This window comes from Streptomyces sp. ADI96-02, assembly GCF_003846185.1.
Lineage (GTDB): Bacteria > Actinomycetota > Actinomycetes > Streptomycetales > Streptomycetaceae > Streptomyces.
Genome location: NZ_ML123034.1, coordinates 2,063,885 through 2,090,029 on the forward strand (window position 1 = coordinate 2,063,885; position 26,145 = coordinate 2,090,029).

Here is a 26,145-nt window from a genome sequence, read left to right on the forward strand (position 1 = left end):
AGGCGGAGGACGGCGGGCGGTCAGCCCTGCCGCGGGTGGTGGGCCGGGATCGGGGGCAGCTCGCCGGTGGCCTCGTACGCCGAGAGCATCTCGATGCGGCGCGTGTGGCGCTCCTCGTTCGAGTACGGCGTGGCGAGGAAGATCTCGACGAACCGGGTGGACTCCTCCACCGTGTGCATCCGGCCGCCGATGGCGACGACGTTGGCGTTGTTGTGCTCGCGGCCGAGGGCGGCGGTCTGCTCGCTCCAGGCCAGTGCGGCGCGGACGCCCTTGACCTTGTTGGCGGCGATCTGCTCGCCGTTGCCGGAGCCGCCGATCACGATGCCGAGGCTGTCCGGGTCCGCGGCCGTCCTCTCGGCGGCGCGCAGGCAGAACGGCGGGTAGTCGTCCTGGGCGTCGTAGATGTGGGGGCCGCAGTCGACGGCCTCGTGGCCGTGGGCGCCGAGCCACTCGACGAGGTGGTTCTTGAGTTCGTAACCGGCATGGTCGGATCCGAGGTACACGCGCATGGTGCGAAGTGTGGCACGAACTTCGCGGGGTGGCCGTCAGCGGGGTCGGCGGCCGGAGCCCTGTTTCCCGTGTGGTCAACGCCACTCGGGCAACGATCCGGTGAACTATCCGAAAGGGGGGGTTCCGCTTATGCCCTCTGTCGGGCTTGAATGCGTGGTCTTTGTCTTCGCACCTCATTCCTCGCGAAGCAGGGCGCACCCTCATGTACGAAAGTAAGGATTTCCCCCCATGACGTCGCAGACGACGCTGGCGAAGCCGGGCCAGGAGCCCGGCGAGCCGGACCGGCCGGATTCGTCGGGCGGGCTTCAGGCCGGCCTGAAGAACCGCCACCTCTCGATGATCGCGATCGGCGGTGTGATCGGCGCGGGCCTCTTCGTGGGCTCCAGCGCGGGCATCGCGGCTGCCGGACCGGCGATCCTCCTGTCGTACGCCCTGGTCGGCGCGATGGTGGTGCTCGTCATGCGGATGCTCGGCGAGATGGCCGCGGCCCGGCCGAGCTCCGGCTCGTTCTCGGCCTACGCCGACCAGGCGCTGGGCCGTTGGGCCGGTTTCTCCATCGGCTGGCTGTACTGGTTCTTCTGGGTCGTGGTGCTCGCGGTCGAGGCGACCGCCGGCGCCAAGATCCTGGAGAGCTGGGTCCCGGGTGTGCCGCAGTGGGCCTGGGCGCTGATCGTGATGGTCGTGCTGACCGCGACGAACCTGGTGTCGGTCGGCAGCTACGGGGAGTTCGAGTTCTGGTTCGCCGGGATCAAGGTCGTGGCGATCGCCGCGTTCGTGGTCGTCGGCATGCTGGCCGTCTTCGGCCTGCTGCCCGGATCCGACAACCCCGGTTCGGGGCTGGCGCACCTGACGGACAGCGGGGGCTTCTTCCCCGAGGGGCCGGGGGCGATCCTCACGGGTGTGCTGATGGTCGTCTTCTCCTTCATGGGCAGCGAGATCGTGACGCTGGCCGCCGGTGAGTCGACGGACCCGCAGCGTGCGGTGTCGAAGGCCACCAACAGCGTGATCTGGCGCATCGCCGTCTTCTACCTCGGCTCGATCTTCGTCGTGCTGACGCTGCTGCCGTGGAACGACCCGTCGATCATGAAGGACGGCAGTTACGTCGCCGCGCTGAACTCGATCGGCATCCCGCACGCCGGGCAGGTCATGGACTTCATCGTGCTCACGGCCGTGCTGTCCTGCCTCAACTCGGGCCTGTACACCGCCTCCCGCATGGCGTTCTCGCTCGGTGAGCGGGGCGACGCGCCGAAGTCGTTCGCCAAGGTCAACAAGAGCGGAGTGCCGCGTGCGGCGATCCTGTCCTCGGTCGTCTTCGGCTTCGTCGCGGTGTTCTTCAACTACCAGTGGCCCGACACGGTGTTCCAGTTCCTGCTGAACTCCTCCGGCGCGGTCGCGCTGTTCGTCTGGCTGGTCATCTGCTTCACCCAGCTGCGGATGCGCGGGATCATCCTGCGCGAGAACCCCGGCAAGCTGGTCGTGCGGATGTGGCTCTTCCCGTACCTGACCTGGGCGACGATCGCGATGATCTCCTTCGTGCTGGTCTACATGCTCACCGACGACACCGCCCGCGAGCAGGTCGTCCTCTCGGTGCTGGTCGCCGCGCTGGTGGTCGGCATCTCGCTGGTACGCGAGCGGCGCGGCCGCAAGGCCGCCTGACCGGCCCCGCGCATGCGAAGGGGCTCGCCCCGGAACGTCGGTGACGTTCCGGGGCGAGCCCCTTCGGCGTGACAGGGCCCGACGACGGGCCGGTGGCGCGGGCGGGGTCAGCCGCGACGCCCGAGGAGCTTCCAGGCGGCGGGCAGCGCGCCCATGGCCAGGAGCGCCTTGAGCGCGTCGCCGATCAGGAACGGGGTGAGTCCGGCGGCGACCGCGGCGCTCAGCGACATCCCGGTGGAGAGCGCCAGGTAGGGCACGCCGACGGCGTAGACGACCGCGGAGCCGATGGCCATCGTCCCGGCCGTCCGCAGCACCGAGCGGTCGCCGCCGCGCCGGGCGAGCGCGCCGACCACGGTCGCGGCGAGCAGCATGCCGAAGACATAGCCGAGGGACGGCATGGCGTAACCGGACGTGCCCTCGGCGAACCACGGCACGCCGGCCATGCCGACGAGCGCGTACAGCGCGAGGGAGAGGAAGCCTCGGCGGGCCCCGAGCGCGGTGCCGATGAGCAGCGCGGCGAAGGTCTGGCCGGTGACCGGGACCGGGGAGCCGGGCACCGGTACGGCGATCTGGGCCGCGAGGCCGGTCAGCGCCGCGCCGCCCAGCACGAGGGCCGCGTCGACGGCGTAGCGGTGCCGGGCTGCGGGCAGCAGGTCGGCGAGGACCGCTCCGGAGCGGACGGGGGCGGCAGCAGTGCTCATCGGGGACTCCGCGGGTGAGGGCAGGCAGGGTGGGAAGGCTCCCGCCGGTCGGGCAGGGGCGGACTTCCGCCGACGTTAGTCCACGCCCCGATGCCCGATCACCATCAGCCGCCCACAAAGCGGCGGTTGGCGGCTTGGTCGGGTTCGCACAAAGAGTTGCGGGCAATCATCCCGCGGCGTGATGCTCGTCACTGAGGTGGGGCCGGAGGCGGCCCGTTTTGGCGGGAGGGGCGTCGGGGCGTCAGACTGTAGGTTCCCCATAAATGATCTGAGAGCGACCCCCACCCCATGCACCACGCGCCGCCCGCCAAGCCCTCCCCCGCCCCGTCCCCGCCGGCCGGCGAACCGCTCGCCGGCGGCCTCCGGCAGCGGCACCTGACGATGCTCGGGCTCGGCGGGGTGATCGGAGCCGGGCTGTTCGTCGGGTCGGGCGCGGGCATCGCCGTGGCGGGGCCCGCGATCGTCGTCTCGTACCTGATCGCCGGGGCGCTCGCGATGCTCGTCATGCGGATGCTCGGCGAGATGTCCGCGGCGATGCCGGCCTCCGGCTCCTTCTCGGTGCACGCGGAGCGGGCGCTCGGGCGCTGGGCCGGGTTCAGCGCCGGCTGGCTGTACTGGTTCCTGCTGGTGGTGGTGCTCGCCGTGGAGGCGACGGCGGCGGCGCAGATCGCCCACGGCTGGGTGCCCGGCGTCGAACCGTGGGCCTGGGTGCTGCTGTTCATGGTGGTCTTCACCGCGGCGAACCTGACGGCGGTGAAGAACTTCGGCGAGTTCGAGTTCTGGTTCGCCGCGCTGAAGGTCGGCGCGATCGTGGTGTTCCTGGCGCTGGGGCTGCTCGCGGTCTTCGGCCTGCTGCCGGACACCGATCCGGTGGGCCTGACGCGTCTGACGGGTGAGGGCGGCTTCCTGCCGAACGGCTGGGGCGGAGTCGTCTCCGGGGTTCTGACGGTGGTCTTCGCCTTCGGCGGCCTGGAGGTCGTCACCATCGCCGCCGCCGAGACCGACGACCCGGCGCGTGCGGTGGGGCGGGCGGTGCGCAGTGCGGTGGTGCGCATCCTGTTCTTCTACGTCGGTTCGATGCTGGTCATCGTGACCGTGCTGCCATGGACCGCGCAGCAGGCCGGACTCAGCCCGTTCGTGACGGTGCTGGACGCGGTCGGGGTGCCGTCGGCCGGGCAGATCATGAACATCGTGGTGTTCGTGGCGCTGCTCTCCGCCCTGAACGCCAACCTGTACGGGTCCTCGCGGATGGTCTTCTCGCTGGCCGAGCGCGGCGAGGCGCCGCGCGGTCTGCTGAAGGTGTCGGGCCGCGGCGGCGGGAGGGGCGGGGTGCCGGTGCGGGCGGTGCTGGCCTCGGTCGCCTTCGGCTTCGTCTCCGTCCTGCTGAACCTGCTCTGGCCGGACACGGTCTTCCTCTACATGCTCAACTCGGTCGGCGCGGTGCTGCTGTTCGTGTGGGCGCTGATCGCCGCGTCGCAGCTGCGGCTGCGGGCCCGGCTGGAGCGGGAGGCCCCGGACGCGCTCGCCCTGCGCATGTGGTGCTTCCCGTACCTGACCTGGCTGACGCTGGCCGGACTGCTGGGCGTGCTGGTGCTGATGCTGACCGACGACGCGGCCCGGCCCCAGGTCCTGTGGTCGGCGGGGGCGACGGCCGGGGTGGTCCTGGTGGCGGTGGTGCGGGACCGGCGCGGGCGGGGTCGGCGCGGACCGGGCGCGCTCACCGATCGGTAGCACCGCGCACACCTTGTGTGAGCTTTGTGACCGTATAGCGGACACCCGCTCCGTGTGAACGGCGTGTTGCTCAGACTGTGGGTACGTCCCCTGTCTCAGCTACCGAACAGAGCAAGTCCATGCCTCGGACCTCCGCGTCTCCCCCCACCGCTGACTCCGCGGCCCCCGCCCCGGCGACGGCCGACTCCGCTCTCACCCACGGCCTCAAGCAGCGGCACCTGTCGATGATCGCCCTCGGCGGAGTGATCGGCGCCGGTCTGTTCGTCGGCTCCGGCGCGGGCATCGCCGCCGCCGGGCCCTCGATCGTCATCGCCTACGCGCTCTCCGGGCTGCTCGTCATGTTCGTGATGCGCATGCTCGGCGAGATGTCCGCCGCGAACCCGGCCTCGGGGTCCTTCTCCGTGCACGCCGAGCGCGCGATCGGCCCGTGGGCCGGGTTCACCGCCGGCTGGTCCTTCTGGTTCCTGCTCTGCGTGGCGGTGGGGCTGGAGGGCATCGGCGCCGCCCAGATCGTCAGCGGCTGGCTGCCCGGCACGCCGGAGTGGGCCTGGGTGGCCCTGTTCATGGTGATCTTCCTCGGGACGAACCTGGCCGCGGTGAAGAACTTCGGCGAGTTCGAGTTCTGGTTCGCCGCGCTCAAGGTCATCGCGATCACGCTGTTCCTGGTCCTCGGCGCGCTGGCGATCCTCGGCGTGCTGCCCAGCACCGAGGCGCCCGGCCTCTCCAACCTGACCGGCGACGGCGGCTTCCTGCCCAAGGGCATGGACGGTTTCATCATCGGGCTGCTCGCCTCCGTCTTCGCGTACGGCGGCATGGAGACCGTCACGATCGCGGCGGCCGAGTCGGAGAACCCGGTGCAGGGCGTGACCAAGGCGGTCCGCACGGCCATGTGGCGCATCGCGGTCTTCTACATCGGTTCGATGGCCGTCATCGTCACCCTGGTCCCCTGGGACGACCCGCAGGTCGTCGAGGTCGGTCCGTTCTACGCGATGCTCGACCACCTCGGCATCGGCGGCGCGGCGGAGATCATGAACGTGGTGATCCTCATCGCACTGCTCTCGGCGATGAACGCCAACATCTACGGTTCCTCGCGCATGGCCCGCTCACTGGTCGCCCGCGGACAGGGACCGGCCGCGCTCGGCCGGATCTCCTCCGGAGTGCCGCGCAACGCCGTGCTGTTCTCCTCGGTCTTCGGCTTCCTGTGCGTGCTGCTCAGCTACTGGCGGCCGGACGACGTCTTCCCGTGGCTGCTGAACATGATCGGCGCGGTGATCCTGGTCGTGTGGATCTTCATCGCGGTCTCCCAGCTGATCCTGCGCCGCCGCCTGGAGCGCGAGTCCCCGCAGAAGCTGGTGATCCGGATGTGGTTCTTCCCCGTCGGCACGATCCTCGCGCTGGCGGCCATGGCCGGGATCTTCGTCCTGATGCTGACCCGGCCGGACACCCGCGACCAGTTGCTCGCCACCGGCGGGCTGACCGTGGTGCTGATCGTCCTCGGGCTGCTGCGGCAGCGGCGGGCCGCCGCCGCATCCGATGTATCCGACGTATCCGAGCAGGGCTGACGTTCCTTCCGAGCAGGGCTGACGCTTCCTTCCGAGCAGGGCTGACTTTTCCTCCGGTCCTCTCCTCGTCGTCATCTCCTCATCGCCGCGAGGGCGGGCCCCCGCACAGGGTGCCCGCCCTCGCGCGTCCCCCGGGGCCTTGACGCCCCGCGCGGGCGGGCCCGGCTGCTTTCTCCGGGATACGCGGCCCGGTCCCTGACGCCTCGGCGTCCGGTCTCGTACATTGGCGGGCCGGACGCCGGACGCCGGGCATTCACCCGCCCTGGCTTCGGTGGTGCTTCCACTCACCGAGGAGTTGCCATGTCCCGCACGTTCAGGCGTCGTTCGGTCCTGCTGGGCGCCGCCGCGGCCACGGCCGCCACCGCCGCCGCGCCCGCCTCCGCCGCCTCCTCCCTCGCCGAACGCCCCCCGCGCCGCCCCGCCGGACCGCTGGTCATCGGCCACCGGGGCGCGGCGGGCTGGCGGCCCGAGCACACGGCCGACGCCTACGTCTACGCGGTGCGTTCCGGAGCCGACTGGATCGAGCCCGACCTCGTGCCGACGAAGGACCACGTGCTCGTCGTACGGCACGAGAACGAGATCTCCACCACGACCGACGTCGCCCGCCGCCCGGAGTTCACGGACCGCCGCACCACGAAGACCGTCGACGGCAGGGCGGTGACCGGCTGGTTCACCGAGGACTTCACGCTGCGGGAGCTGAGGACGCTGCACACCGTGGAGCGCCTGCCGCAGCTCCGCAACCGCAACACGGTCTTCGACGGCCGGGGGCGGGTCATGACGTTCCAGGAGGTCGTGGACCTGGCGCGGCGGCTGTCGCGGGAGTCGGGCCGGCGGATCACGGTGTTCCCGGAGACCAAACACCCCACGTACTTCCGGTCGGTCGGGCTGCCGCTGGAGGAGGAGCTGATCCGGGTGATCCGCCGCAACCGGCTGACCGCCCGCGAGTGCGTCGTGCAGTCCTTCGAGCCGTCCAGCCTGCGGCGCGTGGCCGACGCCCGACTCGGGCTGCCGCTCTGGCAGGCGCTGGGCACGAGCGGCGGACCGTACGGCCACCCGGCCACGTACGAGGAGATGGCGACCCCGGACGGGCTGCGCGAGATCGCCGGGTACGCCGACTGGATCGGGCCCGACAAGTCCTCCCTCGTCCCGCCGCGCACCCTGCTGGCGGACGCGCACGCGGCGGGCCTGAAGGTCGGCGCGTACACCTTCCGGGCGGAGAACCAGTACCTGCCGGCCGCCTACCGCAGGGGCGGCGCGCCGGGCGACTTCGGCGACGCGTTCGCGGAGTACGCCTTCCACTACGGGCGGGGCGTGGACGCCGTGGTGACGGACTTCCCGGACATCGCGGCGCAGGCCAGGGACGCGCTGCGGCCGTAGGGCTGCCCGGCGAGGGCCGTAGGGCTGCCCGGCGGGCCTAGGCCGAAGGGCTGATCACGGGCGGACCCTCCTGCTGTTAGCCTGCTCCTGCATATAGGTTGCAATAACAACTGGACGGCATTCCCAGCAGTCGGAGGGTTCGAACTCATGGCCACGTACACGCTCCCGGAACTCCCCTACGACTACGCGGCGCTCGAACCGGTCATCAACCCGCAGATCATCGAGCTGCACCACGACAAGCACCACGCCGCGTACGTCAAGGGCGCGAACGACACCCTGGAGCAGTTGGCAGAGGCGCGCGACAAGGGAGCCTGGGGCGCGATCAACGGCCTGCAGAAGAACCTCGCGTTCCACCTCTCCGGCCACATCCTGCACTCGATCTACTGGCACAACATGACCGGCGACGGCGGCGGCGAGCCCCTCGCGGCGGACGGCGTGGGCGACCTCGCGGACGCGATCGCCGAGTCCTTCGGCTCCTACGCCGGTTTCAAGTCGCAGCTGACGAAGGCCGCGGCCACCACGCAGGGTTCCGGCTGGGGCGTTCTGGCGTACGAGCCCGTGAGCGGCAAGCTGATCGTCGAGCAGGTCTACGACCACCAGGGCAACGTCGGCCAGGGCTCGGTCCCGATCCTGGTCTTCGACGCCTGGGAGCACGCCTTCTACCTCCAGTACAAGAACCAGAAGGTGGACTTCATCGACGCGATGTGGCAGGTCGTCAACTGGCAGGACGTGGCCAAGCGGTACGCCGCCGCCAAGGAGCGCGCGGACGTACTGCTGCTCGCCCCCTGACCTCCTCCGCAGCGGCGGACAGCACGTCCTGCCTCGTGATCGTCTTCTCAACCTTCACTGCGGCAGGCGGATGAACGAAGAGCCCTCGCGAGGACGTGACTCGCGGGGGCTCTTCCATGCCCCGAGCAGGGAGTCCAGCCGGCCGCGCGCCCCGGAAAACATCCGCCGTCCGCGGGGCCCGGCTGCCACGATGGCCTTCGTCCCTCCGCCCGCGAGCCCCGGAAGCCGCCCCATGAACCCCGAGCCCTCTCCCGTACCCGCCGATCCCACGGTGCTGCACCCGATGCCCGGCCAGCCGCGTGTCGTGCAGTTGAAGCCCCTGCTCACCTCGCCGTTGATCGAGGTCGGCGACTACACGTACTACGACGATCCCGAGCACGCCACGGAGTTCGCGACCCGCAACGTGCTCTACCACTACGGCCCGGAGCGGCTGGTGATCGGCCGGTTCTGCGCGTTCGGCACCGGGGTGCGCTTCATCATGAACGGCGCCAACCACCGGATGGACGGCCCGTCCACCTTCCCGTTCCCCACCCTCGGCGGCTCCTGGGCCGACCACTTCGACCTGCTGACGGGCCTGCCCGGCCGGGGCGACACGGTGATCGGCAACGACGTCTGGATCGGCTACGAGGCGGTGATCATGCCGGGCGTCCGCATCGGGCACGGCGCGATCGTCGGCTCGCGCTCGGTGGTCGTCTCGGACGTGCCCGACTACGGCGTCGTCGGCGGCAACCCCGCGCGATTGATCCGCACCCGCTTCACGGAGGCCGACATCGCCCGCCTGCTCGCCGTCGCCTGGTGGGACTGGCCGGCCGACCACCTCACCCGCCACATCCGCACGGTGATGTCCGGCTCGCTGACCGAACTGGAGGCGGCGGCCCCGGAGGCGGCCCGCGAGTAGCCCGCGACCGTGTTCACCCGGAACGCGGCTCTCATCGGCCGGGCCTGGCCGCCCCCCAGGTCATCGAGGAAGTCCGCGATCTCGTCCGTCATCGGCGAACGGTCTCGACTTCACGGCGCACAAGGCCGCCGATGTGCCCGACCGTCTCCCCAAGTCCGCCCAGCCGGCCGCGAAGAAGGCCCCGCAGGGGATCTACAATGCCTGGACCGCGAGCACGCGGTCCAGGCCGTCAAGCCGTTCGCCCGGCACTACGGCGCGAAGTCCGGAAGCGGCCAAGAAGTGCACCGATGATGAGGACACGTTGCCGGCCTTCCACGACTTTCCCGCCGAACACCGGATCCGCGGGACGCTGCATCACGTCGAGATCTGGGTGCCCGACCTGGACCGTGCCGTCGCCTCCTTCGGCTGGCTGCTGGAAGCCCTGGGCTACACGCTGTTCCAGAGCTGGGGCAACGGTCGCAGCTGGCGCCTCGGGGCGACCTATCTGGTCTTCGAACAGTCTCCAGCCCTGACCGGAGACGAGCACGACCGGTGCCGGCCCGGCCTGAACCATCTCGCGTTCCACATCGACGGCCACGACACGGTGGACGCGCTGGTCTCCCAGGCCCAGCAGCACGGCTGGAGCCTGATGTTTCCCGGCCGACACCCCGACAGCAACGGCGGGAACTACGCCGCGTACCTGGAGAACACCGACGGCTTCGAGGTCGAACTCGTCGCCGTCAACCCATCAGAACCAGACTGACAACGATCACCCCGTCCACGGGTCCTGACCGTAACCCTCATCAGCGTAGGCATGGGACATGGGAGCCGAGAAGGCTGGGACGGCACGGGCAGCGGAGCACAGACCCCCGGCCAGGAGTGCCCGGCGGGATGGGTTCACGTCTTCCTCCCCGTACGCGCCCAGCGCTCCGTGGGACGAGCCGCCCGCCGCTCAGTGGCCGCCCGCGTCGGACACGCAGAACTCGTTGTCCTGCGGGTCCATGAGCGTCGTCCAGGCCAAGCCCGGCGCGGTGTGCTCGGCCACCACGGTGGCCCCCAGCTCCACCAGGCGTGCCACCTCCGCCGCGCGGTCCTCGCTGGAGAAGTCCACGTGGACCCGGTTCTTGGCGGCCTTGGGCTCGGGCACCTGCTGGAAGCCGAGCACCAGCGGTGCGGCGGCCAGGACCACGAACTCGCCGTAGTCCTGGGCCACCTCGACGCCGAGGGCCTCGGCCCACCAGGCGGACAGCGCGCGGGCGTCCGCGCAGTCGATCGTGATCATCTGTGCTGAGATGCGCATGCCCGACACCGTACGACCCGGCACTGACAACGGGCCGGGAGCACGCCCCGCGCGCCCCCGGCCCGTACGCGGTCAGTCGAAGACCGGGCCCTGCGTCCGGGTCCGCTTGATCTCGTAGAAGCCCGGCGTGGAGGCGACCAGCAGCGTGCCGTCCCAGAGCCTCGCCGCGGCCTCGCCCTTGGGCGCGGGCGTGACGACCGGGCCGAAGAAGGCGACCTGCTCGCCGTTCGCGCCGGGCACGGCGATGACCGGTGTGCCGACCTCCTGGCCGACCATGTCGATGCCCTTCTTGTGCGAGGCGCGCAGCTCGGTGTCGTACGTGTCCGAGTCGGCGTGGTCGGCCAGCTCGACGGGCAGTCCGACGTCCTTGAGCGCGCCGACGACGGCCTCGCGGGTGGGGCCCTCGCCTTGGTTGTGGAAGCGGGTGCCGAGTGCCGTGTAGAGCGGTCCGACGACCTCGTCGCCGTGCAGCTGCTGGGCGGCGACGACGACTCTCACCGGGCCCCACGCCTTCGTCTCCAGCATGTCGCGGTACTCCTCGGGAAGCTCGTCGAGCTTGTCCTCGTTCAGGACGGCGAGGCTCATCACGTGCCAGCGGACCTCGACCTCGCGGACCTTCTCCACCTCCAGCATCCAGCGCGAGGTCATCCACGCCCAGGGGCAGAGCGGGTCGAACCAGAAGTCCACCGGAGTGCTGCCGTTCGCCGCGCTGTTCTCGGTCATGTCTCTCCTCATGAAGGGCTTGTGCCACCTGTGCGGGAAAACGCCGGGAGACGGTCGCCCCATTCCCGGATACCGGCGTCCGGGGACGCGTGCAAGGATCAATGGGTTCGAACACGACACAATGACGCGCGTCACGAAGGAGTGCCCGTGCCCGGTGAAAACCTGTCCCGCGACGAGGCCCAGGAGAGGGCCGAGCTGCTGTCCGTCGACGGATACGAGGTCGCTCTCGACCTGCGGTCCGCCGTCGGGGGGCCCGAGGGGGCCGACGGGGGCGACGGGGAGGCCGGTCCGCGGACCTTCCGCTCGCTGACCACGATCCGGTTCCGGTCCGCCCGCGCGGGCGCCTCGACCTTCGCCGACCTGGTGGCGCCGGCCGTGGAGGCCGTGACGCTCAACGGGGTCGCGCTCGACCCGGCCGCCGTGTTCGACGGCACGCGGGTGGCGCTGGACGGGCTCGTCGAGGGCGAGAACGTGCTCGTGGTCGACGCCCGGTGCGCCTACAGCCGGACCGGCGAGGGCATGCACCGCTTCGTGGACCCGGAGGACGGCGAGGTCTACCTCTACACCCAGTACGAGCCGGCCGACGCCCGCCGCGTCTTCGCCAACTTCGAGCAGCCGGACCTCAAGGCCCCCTACCGCTTCGAGGTGACCGCCCCCGAGGGCTGGCGGGTCTGGTCCAACGGGGCCGAGGAGTCGCGGGAGGGCGAGGTCCGGCGGTTCGCGCGGACGCAGCCGATCTCCACGTACATCACAGCCGTCGTGGCCGGTCCGTACCACTACGTGAGCGATCACTACACGCGCACCCTGGACGACGGCACGAAGCTGGAGATCCCGCTCGGCGCGATGTGCCGCAAGGGGCTGGCCAGGTACTTCGACGCCGACGACGTCTTCCTGCTGACCAAGCAGGGGCTGGACTTCTTCCACGACCACTTCGACTACCCGTACCCCTTCGGGAAGTACGACCAGGCGTTCGTGCCCGAGTACAACCTGGGGGCGATGGAGAACCCGGGCCTGGTCACCTTCCGCGAGGAGTACATCTACCGCGGCAAGGTCACCTCCGCCGCCTACGAGCGCCGCGCCAACGTCATCCTGCACGAGATGGCGCACATGTGGTTCGGAGACCTGGTCACCATGGAGTGGTGGGACGACCTGTGGCTGAAGGAGTCCTTCGCGGACTTCATGGGCTCCTTCTCGATGGTCGAGGCGACCCGCTTCACCAACGGCTGGATCACCTTCGCCAACAACCGCAAGGCGTGGGCCTACAGCGCCGACCAGCGGCCCTCCACCCACCCGGTCACGGCCGACATCCGTGACCTGGAGGACGCCAAGCTGAACTTCGACGGCATCACCTACGCCAAGGGCGCCTCGGTGCTCAAGCAGCTGGTGGCGTACGTGGGCCGGGAGGCGTTCCTGGAGGGCGCCCGGCGCTACTTCAAGAGCCACGCGTACGGCAACACGCGCCTGGGCGACCTGCTCTCGGTGCTCGCCGAGACGTCCGGGCGCGACATGACGGCCTGGTCGCGGTCCTGGCTCCAGACGGCGGGCGTCAACGCGCTGACCCCGGTCGCCGCGTACGACGCCGCCGGGAAGCTGACCGAATTGGCGGTGGTCCAGGAGGCCGCGGCCGGGTACCCGGAGCTGCGCCCGCACCGGGTCGCGGTCGGCCTGTACCGGCGTACGCCCCAGGGCGAGCTGACCCGGTACGCCCGCGCGGAGGTGGACGTGGCCGGCGAGCGGACGGTGGTGGACGCGCTGGCCGGGGCCGAGCGGCCCGAGCTGATCCTGGTCAACGACGACGACCTCACGTACTGCAAGGTCCGCTTCGACGAGGCGTCGCTGGCCACGCTGCGCGAGCACCTGGGCTCGATGACGGACCCGCTGGCCCGCGCCCTGTGCTGGTCGGCCCTGTGGAACCTGACCCGGGACGCGCTGATGCCGGCCCGCGACTTCGTCGCCCTGGTGCTGGCGTTCGCCGGGCGCGAGAGCGACATCGGGGTCCTCCAGATGCTGCACGCCTGGGCGCAGTCGGCGCTGGTGCACTACGCCGCACCGGCCTGGCGCGAGGAGGGCGGCCGGGCGCTGGCGGACGGCGCGCTGCGTGAGCTGCGGCTCGCCGAGCCGGGCAGCCAGCACCAGTTGACCTGGGCCCGTTTCTTCGCCGCGGTCGCCGCGTCCGAGGAGGACTTCCAGCTGCTCGGCGGGCTGCTGGACGGCACCGCGCGGATCGACGGGCTGGACGTGGACCAGGAGCTGCGCTGGGTGTTCCTGTCGCCGCTGGCCTCGCACGGGGTGGCGAACGAGGCGGCGATCGACGCCGAGCTGGCCCGTGACGACACGGCGTCCGGCAGGCGCCACCACGTACGGTGCCTGGCCTCGCGCCCGTCCGAGGCGGTGAAGGCGCTGGCCTGGGCGGCGGTCGTGGAGTCGGACAAGCTGTCCAACGCGCTGGTCGGGGCGACGATCGCGGGCCTCGCGCAGCCCTCGCAGCGCGCGCTGCTGGCCCCGTACGCGGACCGGTACTTCGCGGCGATCGAGCGGGTGTGGGCGGAGCGGTCCATCCAGATCGGCATGGACGTGGTGCGGGGCCTGTTCCCGGGCCTCCAGGACAGCCCGGACACCCTCGCGGCCACCGACGCGTGGCTGGCGGAGCACGCCGGGGCGGCGCCGGCCCTGCGGAGGCTGGTGCTGGAGGCCCGGGACGACCTGGCGCGGGCACTGCGCGGCCAGGAGTGCGACCGCGGGGCCTGACGCGCGGCGCGCGGGCAGTGTGCGAGCCGGAGCGGAACGGCGCTCGCACACCTGCCCGACCCTGCCCGCCGCTTCGCCGCCGCAATCCCGGCACGACGGCCCTTTTCGGTCGTCGAACATGCGTACTTTAGGACGGGATCGTCCGGGAATGTCGACGGGCGTGTAACAGGGGTTAGGGCACCCTCGGCGGGCGGGAAATCCCGGGGCATGAGCCAGAACATTCCGCTGTCCCCCCGCCCTCCGCACCCGCTCCACGACGTGGCGCACCGCGTGCTGTCCGTCGCCCAGTTGCGGGCCCGGGGCGTCTCCGCCGCGCAGGCCTCCGCGCAGTGCCTGCCCGGCGGCCCCTGGCAGCACCTGCTGCCCGGGGTCTATCTGCTGCACCCGGGGCCGCCCACCGGCCGCGAGCGGCTGCACGGCGCGCTGCTGTACGCGGGCCGCCCGCCGGCCTCCGCGCGGCGCGCGGAGGCCCGGCCGTCGGAGTCGGGGTACGGCGAGGCGATGGTCACCGGCCTCGCGGCGCTCGCGCTGCACGGTTTCGCCACGGCGCCGGACCTGGGGTCGCCGCACCGCGTCGACGTGCTGGTGCCGCGCACCCGGCGGCTGCGCTCGACCCGGTTCGTGGAGGTGGTGCGGGCCGCCCCGATCCCCGTCGGCGCGTACCGGGACGGGCTGCCCGTCGCCCCGGTGGAGCGGGCGCTGGCCGACGCGGTGGCGGGGCTGGCGGAGGCGCGGGACGTACGGCGGCTGCTGACCGAGGCGGTGCGGGGCGGGCACGGCGAACCGGCCGCCGTGGTCCGGGAGTTGAGCGCGGCCCGGTTGCTGGGGCGGCCCGCGGTGGCGGACGCGCTGGACGCGCTGCGGGCCGAGGGCCGGGCGGTCGCGGAGGAGCGGCTGTACGCGATGGTGCGCGAGCACGGGCTGCCCGCCCCGCTGTGGAACGTGGACCTGCGGCTGCCGGGCGGGCCGCACCTGGGCGAGGTCGACGCGTACTGGCCCGACGAGGCGGTGGCGGTCGAGCTGGACACCCGCGCGATCCGCAGCGGTGCGGCGGGCGGTGCGGAGCGGGACGGGGCGGCGCACGGCGGGGCGGGGGCGGACGGGCAGTGGTCGGCGTACGCCGCCAAGCGGGAGCGGCTGGAGCGGCTGGGCGTGACGGTCGTGCACCTCACGCCGGGGAAGCTCCGCGAGGCGGCGGAGCAGCAGGCGACGGTGGTGCGTACGGCGCTGATGGCGTCGGCGGACCGCGACCCGGCCGCGTACGTGGTCGTGCTGCCCCGCTGACGGAGGGTCGGGCGCGGGGCCGCCGGTGCGCCGGCGGCCCCGCGCCGAACCCTGATGCGGACCCGAACCGGCGCGCGGCGCGTCGCGGACCCGCGCGAGATGCGCCCCGGACCCGCAAGTTACGGACCCGGACCGGTCACCAGGTATGGACCATGCGGCGCGGACGACGCAACGGGCGTACGTTTTCGCCTCTTTGGTCCCGCGTGACGCATGACCCCCGGTGGCGGATCTCCGCCATGTCCCTGACTCGTCTCCGTCAAGTCTCCACAAACCCCTGTCATTTAAGACAGGCTGAGCGGTCATCCGGTACCGAATTCCGGACTCTCTCTTTCACTTACAGGGATGCTGATGACCAAGGAATCCCCCAGCTCCATACCCGGGGCGAGACGCGCCGCGCGCATCGCCGCCGCCGCGGGTCTGGCTGCGGCGCTCGCCGCCTCCGGCGCCGCTCCGGCCTTCGCCGCCGAGGACCCGGCTCCGGCCCCCGTCAAACCGGCCGCCACCAGCGACCGGGGCGACAAGCTCGGCGAGGCGGACGCCGACCTCCTGGCCAAGGCCGAGGCCAAGGGCCAGAAGAACGTCACAATGATGATCGCGACCGCTCCGGGCGCGACCGAGCAGGTCACCGAGCAGCTGGACGCCGTCAAGGGCTCCGTGCTGGGACAGACCTACGACAAGCTCGGCTACGTCCGTGCGACCGTGCCGACGGCTGGCGCCGAGGCGACCATCAAGGCCGCCTCCAAGCTGTCGTCCGTGCTCGGCATCGACCTCAAGCAGGAGGTCGAGCTGGACGACCCGACGCCTTCGGGCGACCGGGTCGCGGGCGCGAAGCAGCTGAAGGCCACGGGCAGTTACCCGGCCCCGGGCAAGAAGACCCCGGCGAAGAACCCGTACAACCCGTCCTTCGAGACGGGCGCGGTCGACTTCGTCGAGCAGCACCCCGAGGCCGACGGCCGCGGGATCACCATCGGCATCCTGGACTCCGGCGTCGACCTCGGCCACCCGGCGCTGCGGAAGACCACCACCGGCGAGCGCAAGATCGTCGACTGGGTGACCGCGACCGACCCGGTCAGCGACGGCGACGGCACCTGGCTGCGGATGACCGAGTCCGTCGCCGGCCCGACGTTCACGTCCGGCGGCACGACGTACGCGGCCCCTGCGGGCAGCTACCGGTTCAGCCTGTTCAAGGAGTCGGCCACCGCCGGCGGCGAGATGGCGGGCGACCTCAACCGCGACGGCGACACCACCGACGTGTGGGGCGTGCTGTACGACCAGGTCGCCGGCACCACCCGGGTCGACCTGAACGGCAACGCGGACTTCGCGGACGACAAGGTCCTCAAGCCGTACAAGGAGAAGTTCCAGGTCTCCTACTTCGGCGAGGACGACCCGCGCACCGACGTCGTCGAGCGCATCCCGTTCGTCGTCGAGACCCGCAAGGACGTCGTCTACAACGCGGCCGGCGCCACGGCGGACTTCGTCAACATCGGCGTCATCGAGGGCTCGCACGGCACGCACGTGGCGGGCATCACGGCGGCCAACGGCCTGTTCGGCGGCGAGATGGACGGCGCCGCCCCCGGCGCCAAGATCGTCTCCTCGCGCGCCTGCACCTGGTCCGGCGGATGCACCAACATCGCGCTGACCGAGGGCATGATCGACCTCGTGGTGAACCGCGGCGTCGACATCGTCAACATGTCGATCGGCGGCCTGCCGCCGCTGAACGACGGCAACAACGCGCGCGCCGAGCTCTACAAGCGGCTCGTCGACATCTACGGCGTGCAGCTGATCATCTCGGCCGGCAACAGCGGCCCGGGGCTCAACACCATCGGCGACCCGGCCCTGGCCGACCACGTGATCTCGGTCGGCGCGTCGATCTCCAAGGAGACCTGGGCCGCCAACTACGGCTCCAACGTCTCCAAGAAGTACGACATGCTGCCCTTCTCCTCGCGCGGTCCGCGTGAGGACGGCGGCTTCGCGCCGATCATCTCGGCCCCGGGTGCGGCGATCAACACCACGCAGACCTGGGCCGCGGGCGGTCCGGTCAAGGAGGCGGGCTACTCCCTCCCGGCCGGCTACTCCATGCTCCAGGGCACCTCGATGGCCTCGCCGCAGGCCGCCGGCGCCGCGGCCCTGCTGCTCTCGGCCGCGAAGCAGAAGAACCTCGAACTGCCCCCGGCCGACCTGCGCTCCGCGCTGACCAGCACCGCCACCCACATCAAGGACGTGCCCGCGCACGTCCAGGGCTCCGGTCTGATCGACATCGTCGGCGCCTGGAAGCAGATCACCAAGAAGGGCGAGCCCGCCCACGAGTTCACGGTGAAGGCCCCGGTCGACACCGCGATCGACTTCGCGCTCAAGGACCCGGGCTTCGGCACCGGCATCTACGACCGCGAGGGCGGCCTGAAGGCCGGCGAGACGAAGGTCTACGACGTCGTCGTGACCCGCACCACCGGTCCGGACCGCAGCGTCCAGCACAAGCTGTCGTGGAAGAACAACGACGGCACCTTCGAGCTCAGCAGCCCCGAGTACGTCTCGCTGCCGCTCGACACGCCGGTCAAGGTGAAGGTCCGGGCGAAGGCCCGCACCAGCGGGGTCCACAGCGCGATCCTGCAGGTGGACGACAAGAAGACGGCCGGCGTGGACCACTCGGTCCTGTCCACCGTCGTCGTCGCCGAGGACCTCGCGGCCCCCGGCTACGCGTTCAAGAAGTCCGGCACGGTGCAGCGCAACAGCACCACGTCGTACTTCATCAACGTGCCGGAGGGCGCCAAGACCCTTGAGGTCGCCATGAGCGCGCTGCGCTCGGGCAGCCAGACGCGGTTCGTCGCCCTGCACCCGTACGGGACGCCGGTCGACCCGACCGCCACGACCATGTGCTACCCGAACTACGAGAACCCGGCCAACACCTGCCGCCCGGACGCGCGGTCCTACAAGGACCCGCAGCCCGGCGTGTGGGAGATCGAGGTCGAGGCCCGCCGTACGTCGCCGCTGCTGGACAACCCGTACAAGCTGGATGTCTCGCTGCTCGGCGTCTCCTTCGACCCGGCGGTGCAGACCATCGCCGAGGCGAAGGTCGGCGCTCCGGCCGCCGTGAACTGGACCGTCACCAACACCGCCGCCGCGCTGTCGGGCAAGCTCCAGGGCGGCTCGCTGGGCTCGGCCAAGGTGGCCAAGCCGACGATCAGCACGGGCCAGCAGCAGATCAGCACCGTCACCATCGGCGCCGGTGTCGAGAAGCTCGACATCGCCCTCGGCGGCACGTCGGACGCCAACGCGGACATCGACCTGACCGTCCTCAAGGGCGCCACGCAGGTCGGCAGCTCCACCTCCGCCGGCTCCGAGGAGTCCGTCAGCCTGGTGAAGCCCGCCGCGGGCACGTACACGATCGTCGTCGACGGCTACTCGGTTCCGTCCGGGAGCACCACGTACGACTACCGCGACGTGTACTACGCGGCCTCGCTCGGCACGATCAAGGTCGACGGCACCAAGACCGTCGAGCTGGCCGGCGGCGCCAAGGCGCAGGTCGGCGCCGAGGTGCTGGTGGCGGGGGCTGCCCCCGCCGGCCGGCAGTTCTTCGGCGAGGTCCAGCTGGTGAACAAGCGCGGCACCGCCGCGGGCGCCGGCAGCGTCGTGATCGAGAAGGTCACGCCGTAACGGACCCTTCCTGAACCACGCGGCGGGGCGGGCGCTCTTCACGGAGCACCCGCCCCGCCGTGCGTCTCCCCCGCCGTGCGTCTCCCCGGCCCTGCTCCGCCGTGCCGTGCGTCTCCCGGCCGCGTTCACCGGCGCCGTCGCCGTGTCCATCGTCACACCGCCCGGCCGCGGGCCGCAGATGTTCCCCCGGCGGGGGCCGGACGCGGCAGAACCTGCGGTTCGGCCGCGGGCCGCAGATGTTCCCCCGGCGGGGGCCGGACGCGGCAGAACCTGCGGTCCTGGCGGGACGGGTCCGCAGGTCGGACAATGGATTGGACAAGGTGCGCCCGGACATACGCATCATGGAGCGGCAAACGGACCGCACAACGTACAGAGGAGTCCTCGTGAAGGTCGGAATCGTCGGCGCCACCGGTCAGGTCGGCACAGTCATGCGCACCATCCTGGCCGAGCGGAACTTCCCCGTCGACGAGCTGCGCCTGTTCGCCTCCGCCCGGTCCGCGGGCTCCACCCTCACCTGGCAGGGCTCCGACGTCACCGTGGAGGACGCCTCCACCGCCGACTACACCGGCCTGGACATCGTCCTCTTCTCCGCCGGCGGCGCGACCTCGAAGGCCCTGGCCGAGAAGGTCGCCGCCCAGGGCGCGGTCGTGATCGACAACTCCTCCGCCTGGCGGCGCGACCCCGAGGTCCCGCTGGTCGTCTCCGAGGTCAACCCGCACGCGGCGCGCGTGAGGCCCAAGGGCATCATCGCCAACCCGAACTGCACCACGATGGCCGCGATGCCCGTGCTGCGCCCGCTGCACGCCGAGGCCGGCCTCGAAGCGCTGACCGTGGCCACCTACCAGGCCGTGTCCGGCTCCGGCGTCGCCGGCGTCGCCGAGCTGCACGGCCAGGCCGCCAAGGTGGTCGCCGAGGCCGACAGGCTGGCCCACGACGGCGAGGCCGTGGACTTCCCCGAGCCGGCCGTCTACAAGCGCCCGATCGCCTTCAACGTGCTGCCGCTGGCCGGCTCGATCGTGGACGACGGGTCGTTCGAGACGGACGAGGAGCAGAAGCTCCGCAACGAGTCCCGCAAGATCCTGGAGATCCCGGAGCTGAAGGTCTCCGGCACCTGCGTCCGGGTCCCGGTCTTCTCCGGCCACTCGCTCCAGATCAACGCCCGCTTCGCCCGGCCGATCGGCGTCGAGCGCGCGTACGAGCTGCTGAAGGACGCCGAGGGCGTCGAGCTCTCCGAGATCCCGACCCCGCTCCAGGCGGCCGGCAAGGACGCCTCCTTCGTGGGCCGGGTCCGGGTCGACGAGACCGTCGAGAACGGCCTCGCGCTCTTCGTCTCCAACGACAACCTCCGCAAGGGCGCGGCGCTCAACGCCGTGCAGATCGCGGAGCTGGTGGCGGCCGAGCTGCGCGGCTGACCGGCACCAGAGCACAGGGGCGGCCACCGGCGACCGGTGGCCGCCCCTCGCTGTCTCCGGACCCGTCCGCGCCCGCGCGGGGTCCGGCGGAAAAGGGGCATCGCGCTGGGGTGTCGCACGTGGAAGGATGGCCGGAAACGCCGCATATCAAGTCGCACACCTAGGAGATGACCGCGTGCCTGGCACGAATCTGACCCGCGAAGAGGCACAGGAGCGGGCGCGCCTGCTGACCGTGGACGCGTACGAGATCGATCTCGACCTCTCCGGAGCGCAGGAGGGCGGCACCTACCGGTCCGTGACCACCGTGCGCTTCGACTCCGCGGAGGCCGGTGCGGAGTCCTTCATCGACCTGGTCGCCCCGGCCGTCCACGAGGTGGTGCTGAACGGCGAGCCGCTGGACGCGAGCACCGCGTTCCGCGACTCGCGGATCGCGCTGCCGGGTCTGCTGCGGGGCCCCAACGAGCTGAAGGTCGTCGCGGAGTGCTCGTACACCAACACCGGTGAGGGCCTGCACCGGTTCGTCGATCCGGTCGACGAACAGGTCTATCTGTACACGCAGTTCGAGGTGCCGGACGCCCGCCGGGTGTTCGCCTCGTTCGAGCAGCCCGATCTGAAGGCGACCTTCCGGTTCACCGTGACGGCCCCCGCGGGCTGGACGGTCATCTCGAACTCCCCGACGCCCGAGCCGCACGACAACGTCTGGTCCTTCGCACCGACGCCGCGCATCTCGACGTACATCACGGCGCTCATCGCCGGTCCGTACCACGCGGTGCACAGCAGCTACGAGAAGGACGGCCAGTCCGTCCCGCTCGGCATCTACTGCCGCCCCTCGCTCGCCGAGTACCTCGACGCGGACGAGATCTTCGCGGTGACCCGGCAGGGCTTCGACTGGTTCCAGGAGAAGTTCGACTACGCGTACCCGTTCGCCAAGTACGACCAGCTCTTCGTCCCGGAGTTCAACGCGGGCGCGATGGAGAACGCGGGCGCGGTCACCATCCGCGACCAGTACGTCTTCCGCTCCAAGGTGACGGACGCGTCGTACGAGGTGCGGGCCGAGACCATCCTGCACGAGCTGGCCCACATGTGGTTCGGCGACCTCGTGACGATGGAGTGGTGGAACGACCTCTGGCTGAACGAGTCGTTCGCCACGTACACCTCGATCGCCTGCCAGGCGGACGCGGTGGGCTCCAAGTGGCCGCACTCGTGGACCACGTTCGCCAACTCCATGAAGACCTGGGCGTACCGGCAGGACCAACTGCCCTCCACGCACCCGATCATGGCGGACATCACCGACCTGGACGACGTCCTGGTCAACTTCGACGGGATCACGTACGCCAAGGGCGCCTCGGTCCTCAAGCAGCTCGTGGCGTACGTCGGCACGGACGCCTTCTTCGAGGGCGTGCAGGCGTACTTCAAGGCGCACGCCTTCGGCAACACCCGGCTGTCGGACCTGCTGGGCGCGCTGGAGAAGACCTCCGGCCGCGATCTGAGGACCTGGTCGAAGGCGTGGCTGGAGACGGCGGGCATCAACATCCTGCGCCCGGAGGTCGAGACGGACGCGAACGGCCACGTCACCTCCTTCACCGTCCTCCAGGAGGCCCCGGCGCTGCCCGCCGGAGCGAAGGGCGAGCCGACGCTGCGCCCGCACCGGATCGCCATCGGCTGCTACGACCTGGACGCGGACGGCAAGCTGGTCCGCACGGACCGCATCGAGCTGGACGTCGACGGCGAGCGCACCGCCGTGCCGTTCCCCAAGGGCACGGCACGCCCGGCGGTCATCCTCCTCAACGACGACGACCTGTCGTACGCGAAGGTCCGCCTCGACGAGGAGTCGCTGCGGGTCGTCACCGAGCACCTGGGCGACTTCGCGGAGTCGCTGCCGCGCGCCCTGTGCTGGGCCTCGGCCTGGGACATGACGCGCGACGGCGAGCTGGCGACGCGGGACTACCTCTCGCTGGTGCTGTCCGGCATCGGCAAGGAGTCCGACATCGGCGTGGTCCAGTCGCTGCACCGCCAGGTGAAGCTGGCGCTGGACCTGTACGCGGCGCCGCAGACCCGCGAGGGCGCGCTCAACCAGTGGACGGACGCGACCCTGGCGCACCTGCGGGCGGCGGAGCCGGGCAGCGACCACCAGCTGGCGTGGGCGCGGGCCTTCGCGGCGACGGCGCGCAACCCGCAGCAGCTGGACCTGCTCCAGTCGCTGCTGAACGGTTCGGAGGCCGTCGAGGGGCTGGCCGTCGACACCGAGCTGCGGTGGACGTTCGTGGAGCGGCTGGCCGCGGCCGGACTGCTGGACGAGGAGGAGATCGCCGCCGAGTACGAGCGCGACCGGACGGCGGCGGGCGAGCGCCACGCCGCCGCCGCGCGGGCCGCACAGCCCTCGGAGGAGGCCAAGGCCGAGGCGTGGGCGTCGGTCGTGGAGTCCGACAAGCTGCCGAACTCCCTCCAGGAGGCGGTCATCACCGGCTTCGTCCAGACGGACCAGCGCGAGCTGCTGGCCCCGTACGCCGGGAAGTACTTCGCCGCGGTGAAGGAGGTCTGGGAGACGCGCAGCCACGAGATGGCCCAGCAGATCGCGGTGGGCCTGTACCCGGCCCTCCAGGTCTCGCGGGAGACGCTGGACGCCACGGACGCCTGGCTTGCCTCGGCCGAGCCGAGCGCGGCCCTGCGCCGGCTGATGTCGGAGTCCCGGGCGGGCGTGGAGCGGGCGCTGAAGGCCCAGGCGGCGGACGCGGCGGCGGCCACCGCGTAACCGGCGGCACGGACCGGGGGCGCCTCCCGTACGGGAGGCGCCCCCTTCGGCGTGCGCGGCGCGTGCGCGGCCGGACGCACGGAAGCGCCGCGCGGTAGCTGCTACCGGCGGCGCGTCCGTCAAAGCGGGCGGGTCAGACCTTCTTGGACTTGTCCAGGACCATGACGAGGGCGGTGATCACGACGAACAGGCCGATCGGCGCCAGGACGAAGAGCCCGACGGTATCCATCACGCTCAGGCCCGTGCCCGGGTCGTCACCGTCGTCGGGCGTGAGCGCGAGTGCCGGGGCCGACATGAGCAGCATCATCAGCGTCGTCCCGGCCGCGACGGCGCCGGCGCGCATAGCGTTCTTCTTGTCCACGGTGCCAACGTAGCGAACGCCTAGAGGCGGCGCTCGCCCGGGGGTGCCGTATGACCCTTTCGGGGCGTGAGGACCTCCATCAGTGCGTGCAGCCGGGGCGAGGCGGCGATCTCCTCCAGCGTGACGGGGTGGCCCTCGGCGTCGGCGATCGGCAGCCGCCAGTTGGGGTACTGGTCCCAGGTGCCGGGGAGGTTCTGCGGGCGGCGGTCGCCGACCGTGTCCGGGAGCCAGACGCCGACCATGCGGGCGGGGGTGCTCAGCAGGAAGCGGTGGACGGCCCGGACGGCGGCCTCCTCGTCGCCGTCGCCCTCGGGGAGCATCCGCAGCCGGGCGAGCAGGGCCAGCCACTCGGCGGTGTCGGTGGCGTCCTCGGTCAGCTCCTCCTCCAGCGGGCGGGTGAGCAGGCCGAGGCGGTGGCGCAGGGACACGTGGTCGCCGGTCAGCCGGGCCGCGGTGGAGGGCAGGTCGTGGGTGGTGGCGGTGGCCAGGCAGTCCTGGCGCCAGGTCCGCGGGGCCAGCGGCCGGCCGTCGCCGTCCCAGTCGCGCTCGAACCAGAGCACGGAGGTGCCGAGCACGCCGCGCCGGGCCAGCGCCTCGCGGACGCCCGGCTCGACGGTGCCGAGGTCCTCGCCGACGACGACGGCTCCGGCCCGGTGGGCTTCCAGGACCAGGACGGCGAGCATGGCCTCGGCGTCCTGGGCGACGTACGCGCCCTCGGTGGGCGGCCGGCCCTCGGGCACCCACCAGAGCCGGAACAGCCCCATGACGTGGTCGACGCGCAGGGCGCCCGCACGCGCCAGCAGCCCGCGCAGCAGTCCGCGGTAGGCGGCGTAGCCGGTCGCGGCGAGGACGTCCGGGCGCCAGGGCGGCAGGCCCCAGTCCTGGCCGCGCGCGTTGAAGGCGTCCGGGGGCGCGCCGACGGACATGCCCCGGGCGAAGGCGTCCTGCTGGGCCCAGGTGTCGGCGCCGGACGGGTGCACCCCGACGGCGAGGTCGTGCACGATCCCGACGGACATCCCGGCGTCCTCGGCGGCCCGCTGGGCGGCGGCGAGCTGGCCGGCCGTCAGCCAGGCGAGGCGGCAGTGGAAGTCGACCCGGTCCAGCAGCTCGGCACGGGCGCGGGCGGTCCCGGCGGAGCGCGGGTCGCGCAGCGGTGCGGGCCAGGCGTGCCAGTCGGGGCCGTGCACTTCGGCGAGCGCGCACCACAGGGCGTGGTCCTCCAGCGCCTGCCCCTGCTCGGCCAGGAAGTCGCAGTAGTCGGCGCGCCTGCCGGGGGTGAGCGGGACCCGGTGGACGAGCTCCAGGGCCTGCCGCTTCAGCTCCCAGACGGCGTCCCGGTCGATCAGCGCGCCCTTGTTCAGCACGGCCTCGCTCAGTGCGGCGGCGTCCTGGCGCAGGTCGTCCAGGACCTCGCGGTCGCGGACGTGCCCGTACTCCGGGACCGACTCGACGTGCAGGTGCACGGGGTCGGGGAAGCGGCGCGAGGAGGGGCGGTAGGGGGACGGGTCGGTGGGCGCGCCCGGTACGGCGGCGTGCAGCGGGTTGACCTGGACGAAGCCGGCGCCGAGGGTGCGTCCGGACCAGGCGGCGAGGTCGGCCAGGTCGCCGAGGTCGCCCATGCCCCAGGAGCGGGCGGAGAGCAGCGAGTAGAGCTGGACCAGGAAGCCGTGGGTGCGCTCGGGCGGCCGGGGGAGGCGGGCCGGGGCGGCGATGAGCGTGGCGGTGGCGCGGTGGTGGTCGGGGGTGAGGACCTGGAGGCGGTGCACGCCGTGGGGCGGCTCGGTCCACCAGGCGGGGAGGGGCGCGGGCGGGGCGTCGCCGGGCGTCGTCGGAGGGATGGCGTCCGGCGTCGTCGGAGGGATGGCGTCCGGCGTCCTCGCGGGGCCCGCCGCCCGTACGCGCATGCTCAGCGGGGCGGGAGTGCGGCCCGGGGCGGGTGCGGTGCCCTCGGCGTGCTCCGGCTCGACCGTGAGGGTCGAGCCGGAGGGCAGCCCGGTCAGGACGGACGGCAGCGGCTCACCGGCCCAGACCACCACGGTCGGCGGCAGCAGGCGCGAGCGCGACTCCGCCGCCGCGAGGGACTTCCCGACGTCCGCCGGGGTGCCGGCGTCCACGCCCAGCGCGGCGAGCACGGCGATGACCGTGTCGTCGGGGACGGACACCGTGACACCCGGGGACGGGGAGTAGGAGGTGGCGACGCCGTGCAGGGCGGCGAGCCGCGACAAGCCCATTCAGACTCCTGGGAACTCCAGGCCCCCCGCGGTGCCGGGTGCGGTCGGCTCGCTGGTCAGAGGGGCGACGGCGGCGAGCGGTGGCTCGCTCGTGAGGGGTGTGGCGTCGGCGAGCGGCGGCTCGCTGGTGAGCGGTGCGGCATCGGCGAACGAGGACGCGCCGAGCAGGAGGGAGACGTCGGCGAGCGGCGGGGCGCTGATCAGGTGAGCGACATCGGAGAGCGGGAGTTCGCTGGTCAGGGGTGCGGGCGTGGTCTGGGCGGGTACCTGTTTGGAGAGGGCGGAGAGCAGGAGCTGCGCGGATGCGGGCATGGTGGCCTCCTGGCCGTGGAGAACAGGACACAGCAGACCTACCCAGGGCTCGCGCGGGCAGACGTGGACGTGACGTACGCGTTACGGCAACGAGCCCGGCGTGCCGCGGGTCACATCCCGTTCCCACGGACGGCGGGCAGGGGCCGGTTTCGGCCGGCCTCTGGGATC

19 protein-coding genes are annotated in these 26,145 nt (G+C 71.9%); 12 read left to right on the forward strand and 7 right to left on the reverse strand.

Features of this window, described 5'->3' with window-relative positions; all coding sequences use genetic code 11:
• Positions 1–20: 20 nt before the first annotated feature.
• Positions 21–509 (reverse strand): ribose-5-phosphate isomerase, encoded by a 489-nt coding sequence (locus tag EES43_RS09065; protein WP_124268254.1) that lies wholly within the window; start codon positions 507–509, stop codon positions 21–23.
• 229 nt (positions 510–738) lie between these two features.
• Here EES43_RS09065 and EES43_RS09070 point away from each other — a divergent pair, with 229 nt between their 5' ends.
• Complete coding sequence (locus EES43_RS09070) at positions 739–2,166, forward strand: amino acid permease (RefSeq protein ID WP_124268255.1); 1,428 nt, start codon at positions 739–741, stop codon at positions 2,164–2,166.
• A gap of 107 nt (positions 2,167–2,273) precedes the next feature.
• On the opposite strand, the gene EES43_RS09075 is transcribed toward EES43_RS09070, so the two are convergent.
• Positions 2,274–2,867: a biotin transporter BioY gene (locus EES43_RS09075; protein ID WP_124268256.1), complete on the reverse strand. Its 594-nt coding sequence runs from the start codon at positions 2,865–2,867 to the stop codon at positions 2,274–2,276.
• Positions 2,868–3,155: 288 nt separating this feature from the next.
• On the opposite strand from EES43_RS09075, the gene EES43_RS09080 reads away from it, so the two are divergent.
• The 6 genes from EES43_RS09080 (at position 3,156) to EES43_RS09105 (ending at position 9,966) form a co-directional block, all read left to right on the forward strand.
• Positions 3,156–4,598 (forward strand): amino acid permease, encoded by a 1,443-nt coding sequence (locus tag EES43_RS09080; protein ID WP_124268257.1) that lies wholly within the window; start codon positions 3,156–3,158, stop codon positions 4,596–4,598.
• 119 nt (positions 4,599–4,717) lie between these two features.
• Entirely contained in the window at positions 4,718–6,160 is a 1,443-nt protein-coding gene (locus tag EES43_RS09085; protein ID WP_124268258.1) for an amino acid permease, read from the forward strand.
• A 300-nt stretch (positions 6,161–6,460) separates the two neighbouring features.
• The gene (locus EES43_RS09090) at positions 6,461–7,537 is read left to right on the forward strand and encodes a glycerophosphodiester phosphodiesterase family protein (protein WP_124268259.1); all 1,077 of its coding nucleotides are present in this window, start codon (positions 6,461–6,463) and stop codon (positions 7,535–7,537) included.
• Between the two features lie 147 nt (positions 7,538–7,684).
• Positions 7,685–8,326: a superoxide dismutase gene (locus EES43_RS09095; protein ID WP_124268260.1), complete on the forward strand. Its 642-nt coding sequence runs from the start codon at positions 7,685–7,687 to the stop codon at positions 8,324–8,326.
• A gap of 232 nt (positions 8,327–8,558) precedes the next feature.
• Positions 8,559–9,224, forward strand: a complete 666-nt coding sequence (locus tag EES43_RS09100; RefSeq protein ID WP_124268261.1) for a CatB-related O-acetyltransferase — start codon at positions 8,559–8,561, stop codon at positions 9,222–9,224.
• 337 nt (positions 9,225–9,561) lie between these two features.
• Positions 9,562–9,966 carry a VOC family protein gene (locus EES43_RS09105; RefSeq protein ID WP_124271862.1) on the forward strand — a complete coding sequence of 135 codons (405 nt, stop codon included), beginning with the start codon at positions 9,562–9,564 and terminating at the stop codon, positions 9,964–9,966.
• A 189-nt stretch (positions 9,967–10,155) separates the two neighbouring features.
• Here the strand turns inward: EES43_RS09105 and EES43_RS09110 are convergent, their stop codons facing one another.
• Positions 10,156–10,503 (reverse strand): VOC family protein, encoded by a 348-nt coding sequence (locus tag EES43_RS09110; RefSeq protein WP_124268262.1) that lies wholly within the window; start codon positions 10,501–10,503, stop codon positions 10,156–10,158.
• 72 nt (positions 10,504–10,575) lie between these two features.
• Complete coding sequence (locus tag EES43_RS09115; protein WP_124268263.1) at positions 10,576–11,226, reverse strand: mycothiol-dependent nitroreductase Rv2466c family protein; 651 nt, start codon at positions 11,224–11,226, stop codon at positions 10,576–10,578.
• Positions 11,227–11,373: 147 nt separating this feature from the next.
• Here EES43_RS09115 and pepN (EES43_RS09120) point away from each other — a divergent pair, with 147 nt between their 5' ends.
• From pepN (EES43_RS09120) to pepN (EES43_RS09140), 5 genes are all read left to right on the forward strand, one after another.
• Complete coding sequence (pepN, locus tag EES43_RS09120) at positions 11,374–13,974, forward strand: aminopeptidase N (protein ID WP_124268264.1); 2,601 nt, start codon at positions 11,374–11,376, stop codon at positions 13,972–13,974.
• 207 nt (positions 13,975–14,181) lie between these two features.
• Positions 14,182–15,258, forward strand: a complete 1,077-nt coding sequence (locus EES43_RS09125; protein ID WP_124268265.1) for a hypothetical protein — start codon at positions 14,182–14,184, stop codon at positions 15,256–15,258.
• A gap of 342 nt (positions 15,259–15,600) precedes the next feature.
• Positions 15,601–18,909, forward strand: coding sequence for a S8 family serine peptidase (locus tag EES43_RS09130; protein WP_206430017.1), 3,309 nt, complete (start codon positions 15,601–15,603; stop codon positions 18,907–18,909).
• 383 nt (positions 18,910–19,292) lie between these two features.
• On the forward strand, positions 19,293–20,321 hold the full coding sequence (locus tag EES43_RS09135; RefSeq protein WP_124268267.1) for an aspartate-semialdehyde dehydrogenase: 1,029 nt from the start codon (positions 19,293–19,295) through the stop codon (positions 20,319–20,321).
• A gap of 175 nt (positions 20,322–20,496) precedes the next feature.
• Positions 20,497–23,073, forward strand: coding sequence for an aminopeptidase N (pepN, locus tag EES43_RS09140; protein WP_124268268.1), 2,577 nt, complete (start codon positions 20,497–20,499; stop codon positions 23,071–23,073).
• 133 nt (positions 23,074–23,206) lie between these two features.
• Here pepN (EES43_RS09140) and EES43_RS09145 read toward each other — a convergent pair whose 3' ends face one another.
• Genes EES43_RS09145 through EES43_RS09155 form a run of 3 tightly spaced genes read right to left on the reverse strand, consistent with a single transcriptional unit; the run spans position 23,207 to position 25,977 of the window.
• On the reverse strand, positions 23,207–23,434 hold the full coding sequence (locus EES43_RS09145) for a hypothetical protein (RefSeq protein WP_124268269.1): 228 nt from the start codon (positions 23,432–23,434) through the stop codon (positions 23,207–23,209).
• A gap of 20 nt (positions 23,435–23,454) precedes the next feature.
• Complete coding sequence (malQ, locus tag EES43_RS09150) at positions 23,455–25,665, reverse strand: 4-alpha-glucanotransferase (protein ID WP_124268270.1); 2,211 nt, start codon at positions 25,663–25,665, stop codon at positions 23,455–23,457.
• Positions 25,666–25,977 carry a hypothetical protein gene (locus tag EES43_RS09155; protein WP_124268271.1) on the reverse strand — a complete coding sequence of 104 codons (312 nt, stop codon included), beginning with the start codon at positions 25,975–25,977 and terminating at the stop codon, positions 25,666–25,668.
• Positions 25,978–26,145: the final 168 nt, after the last annotated feature.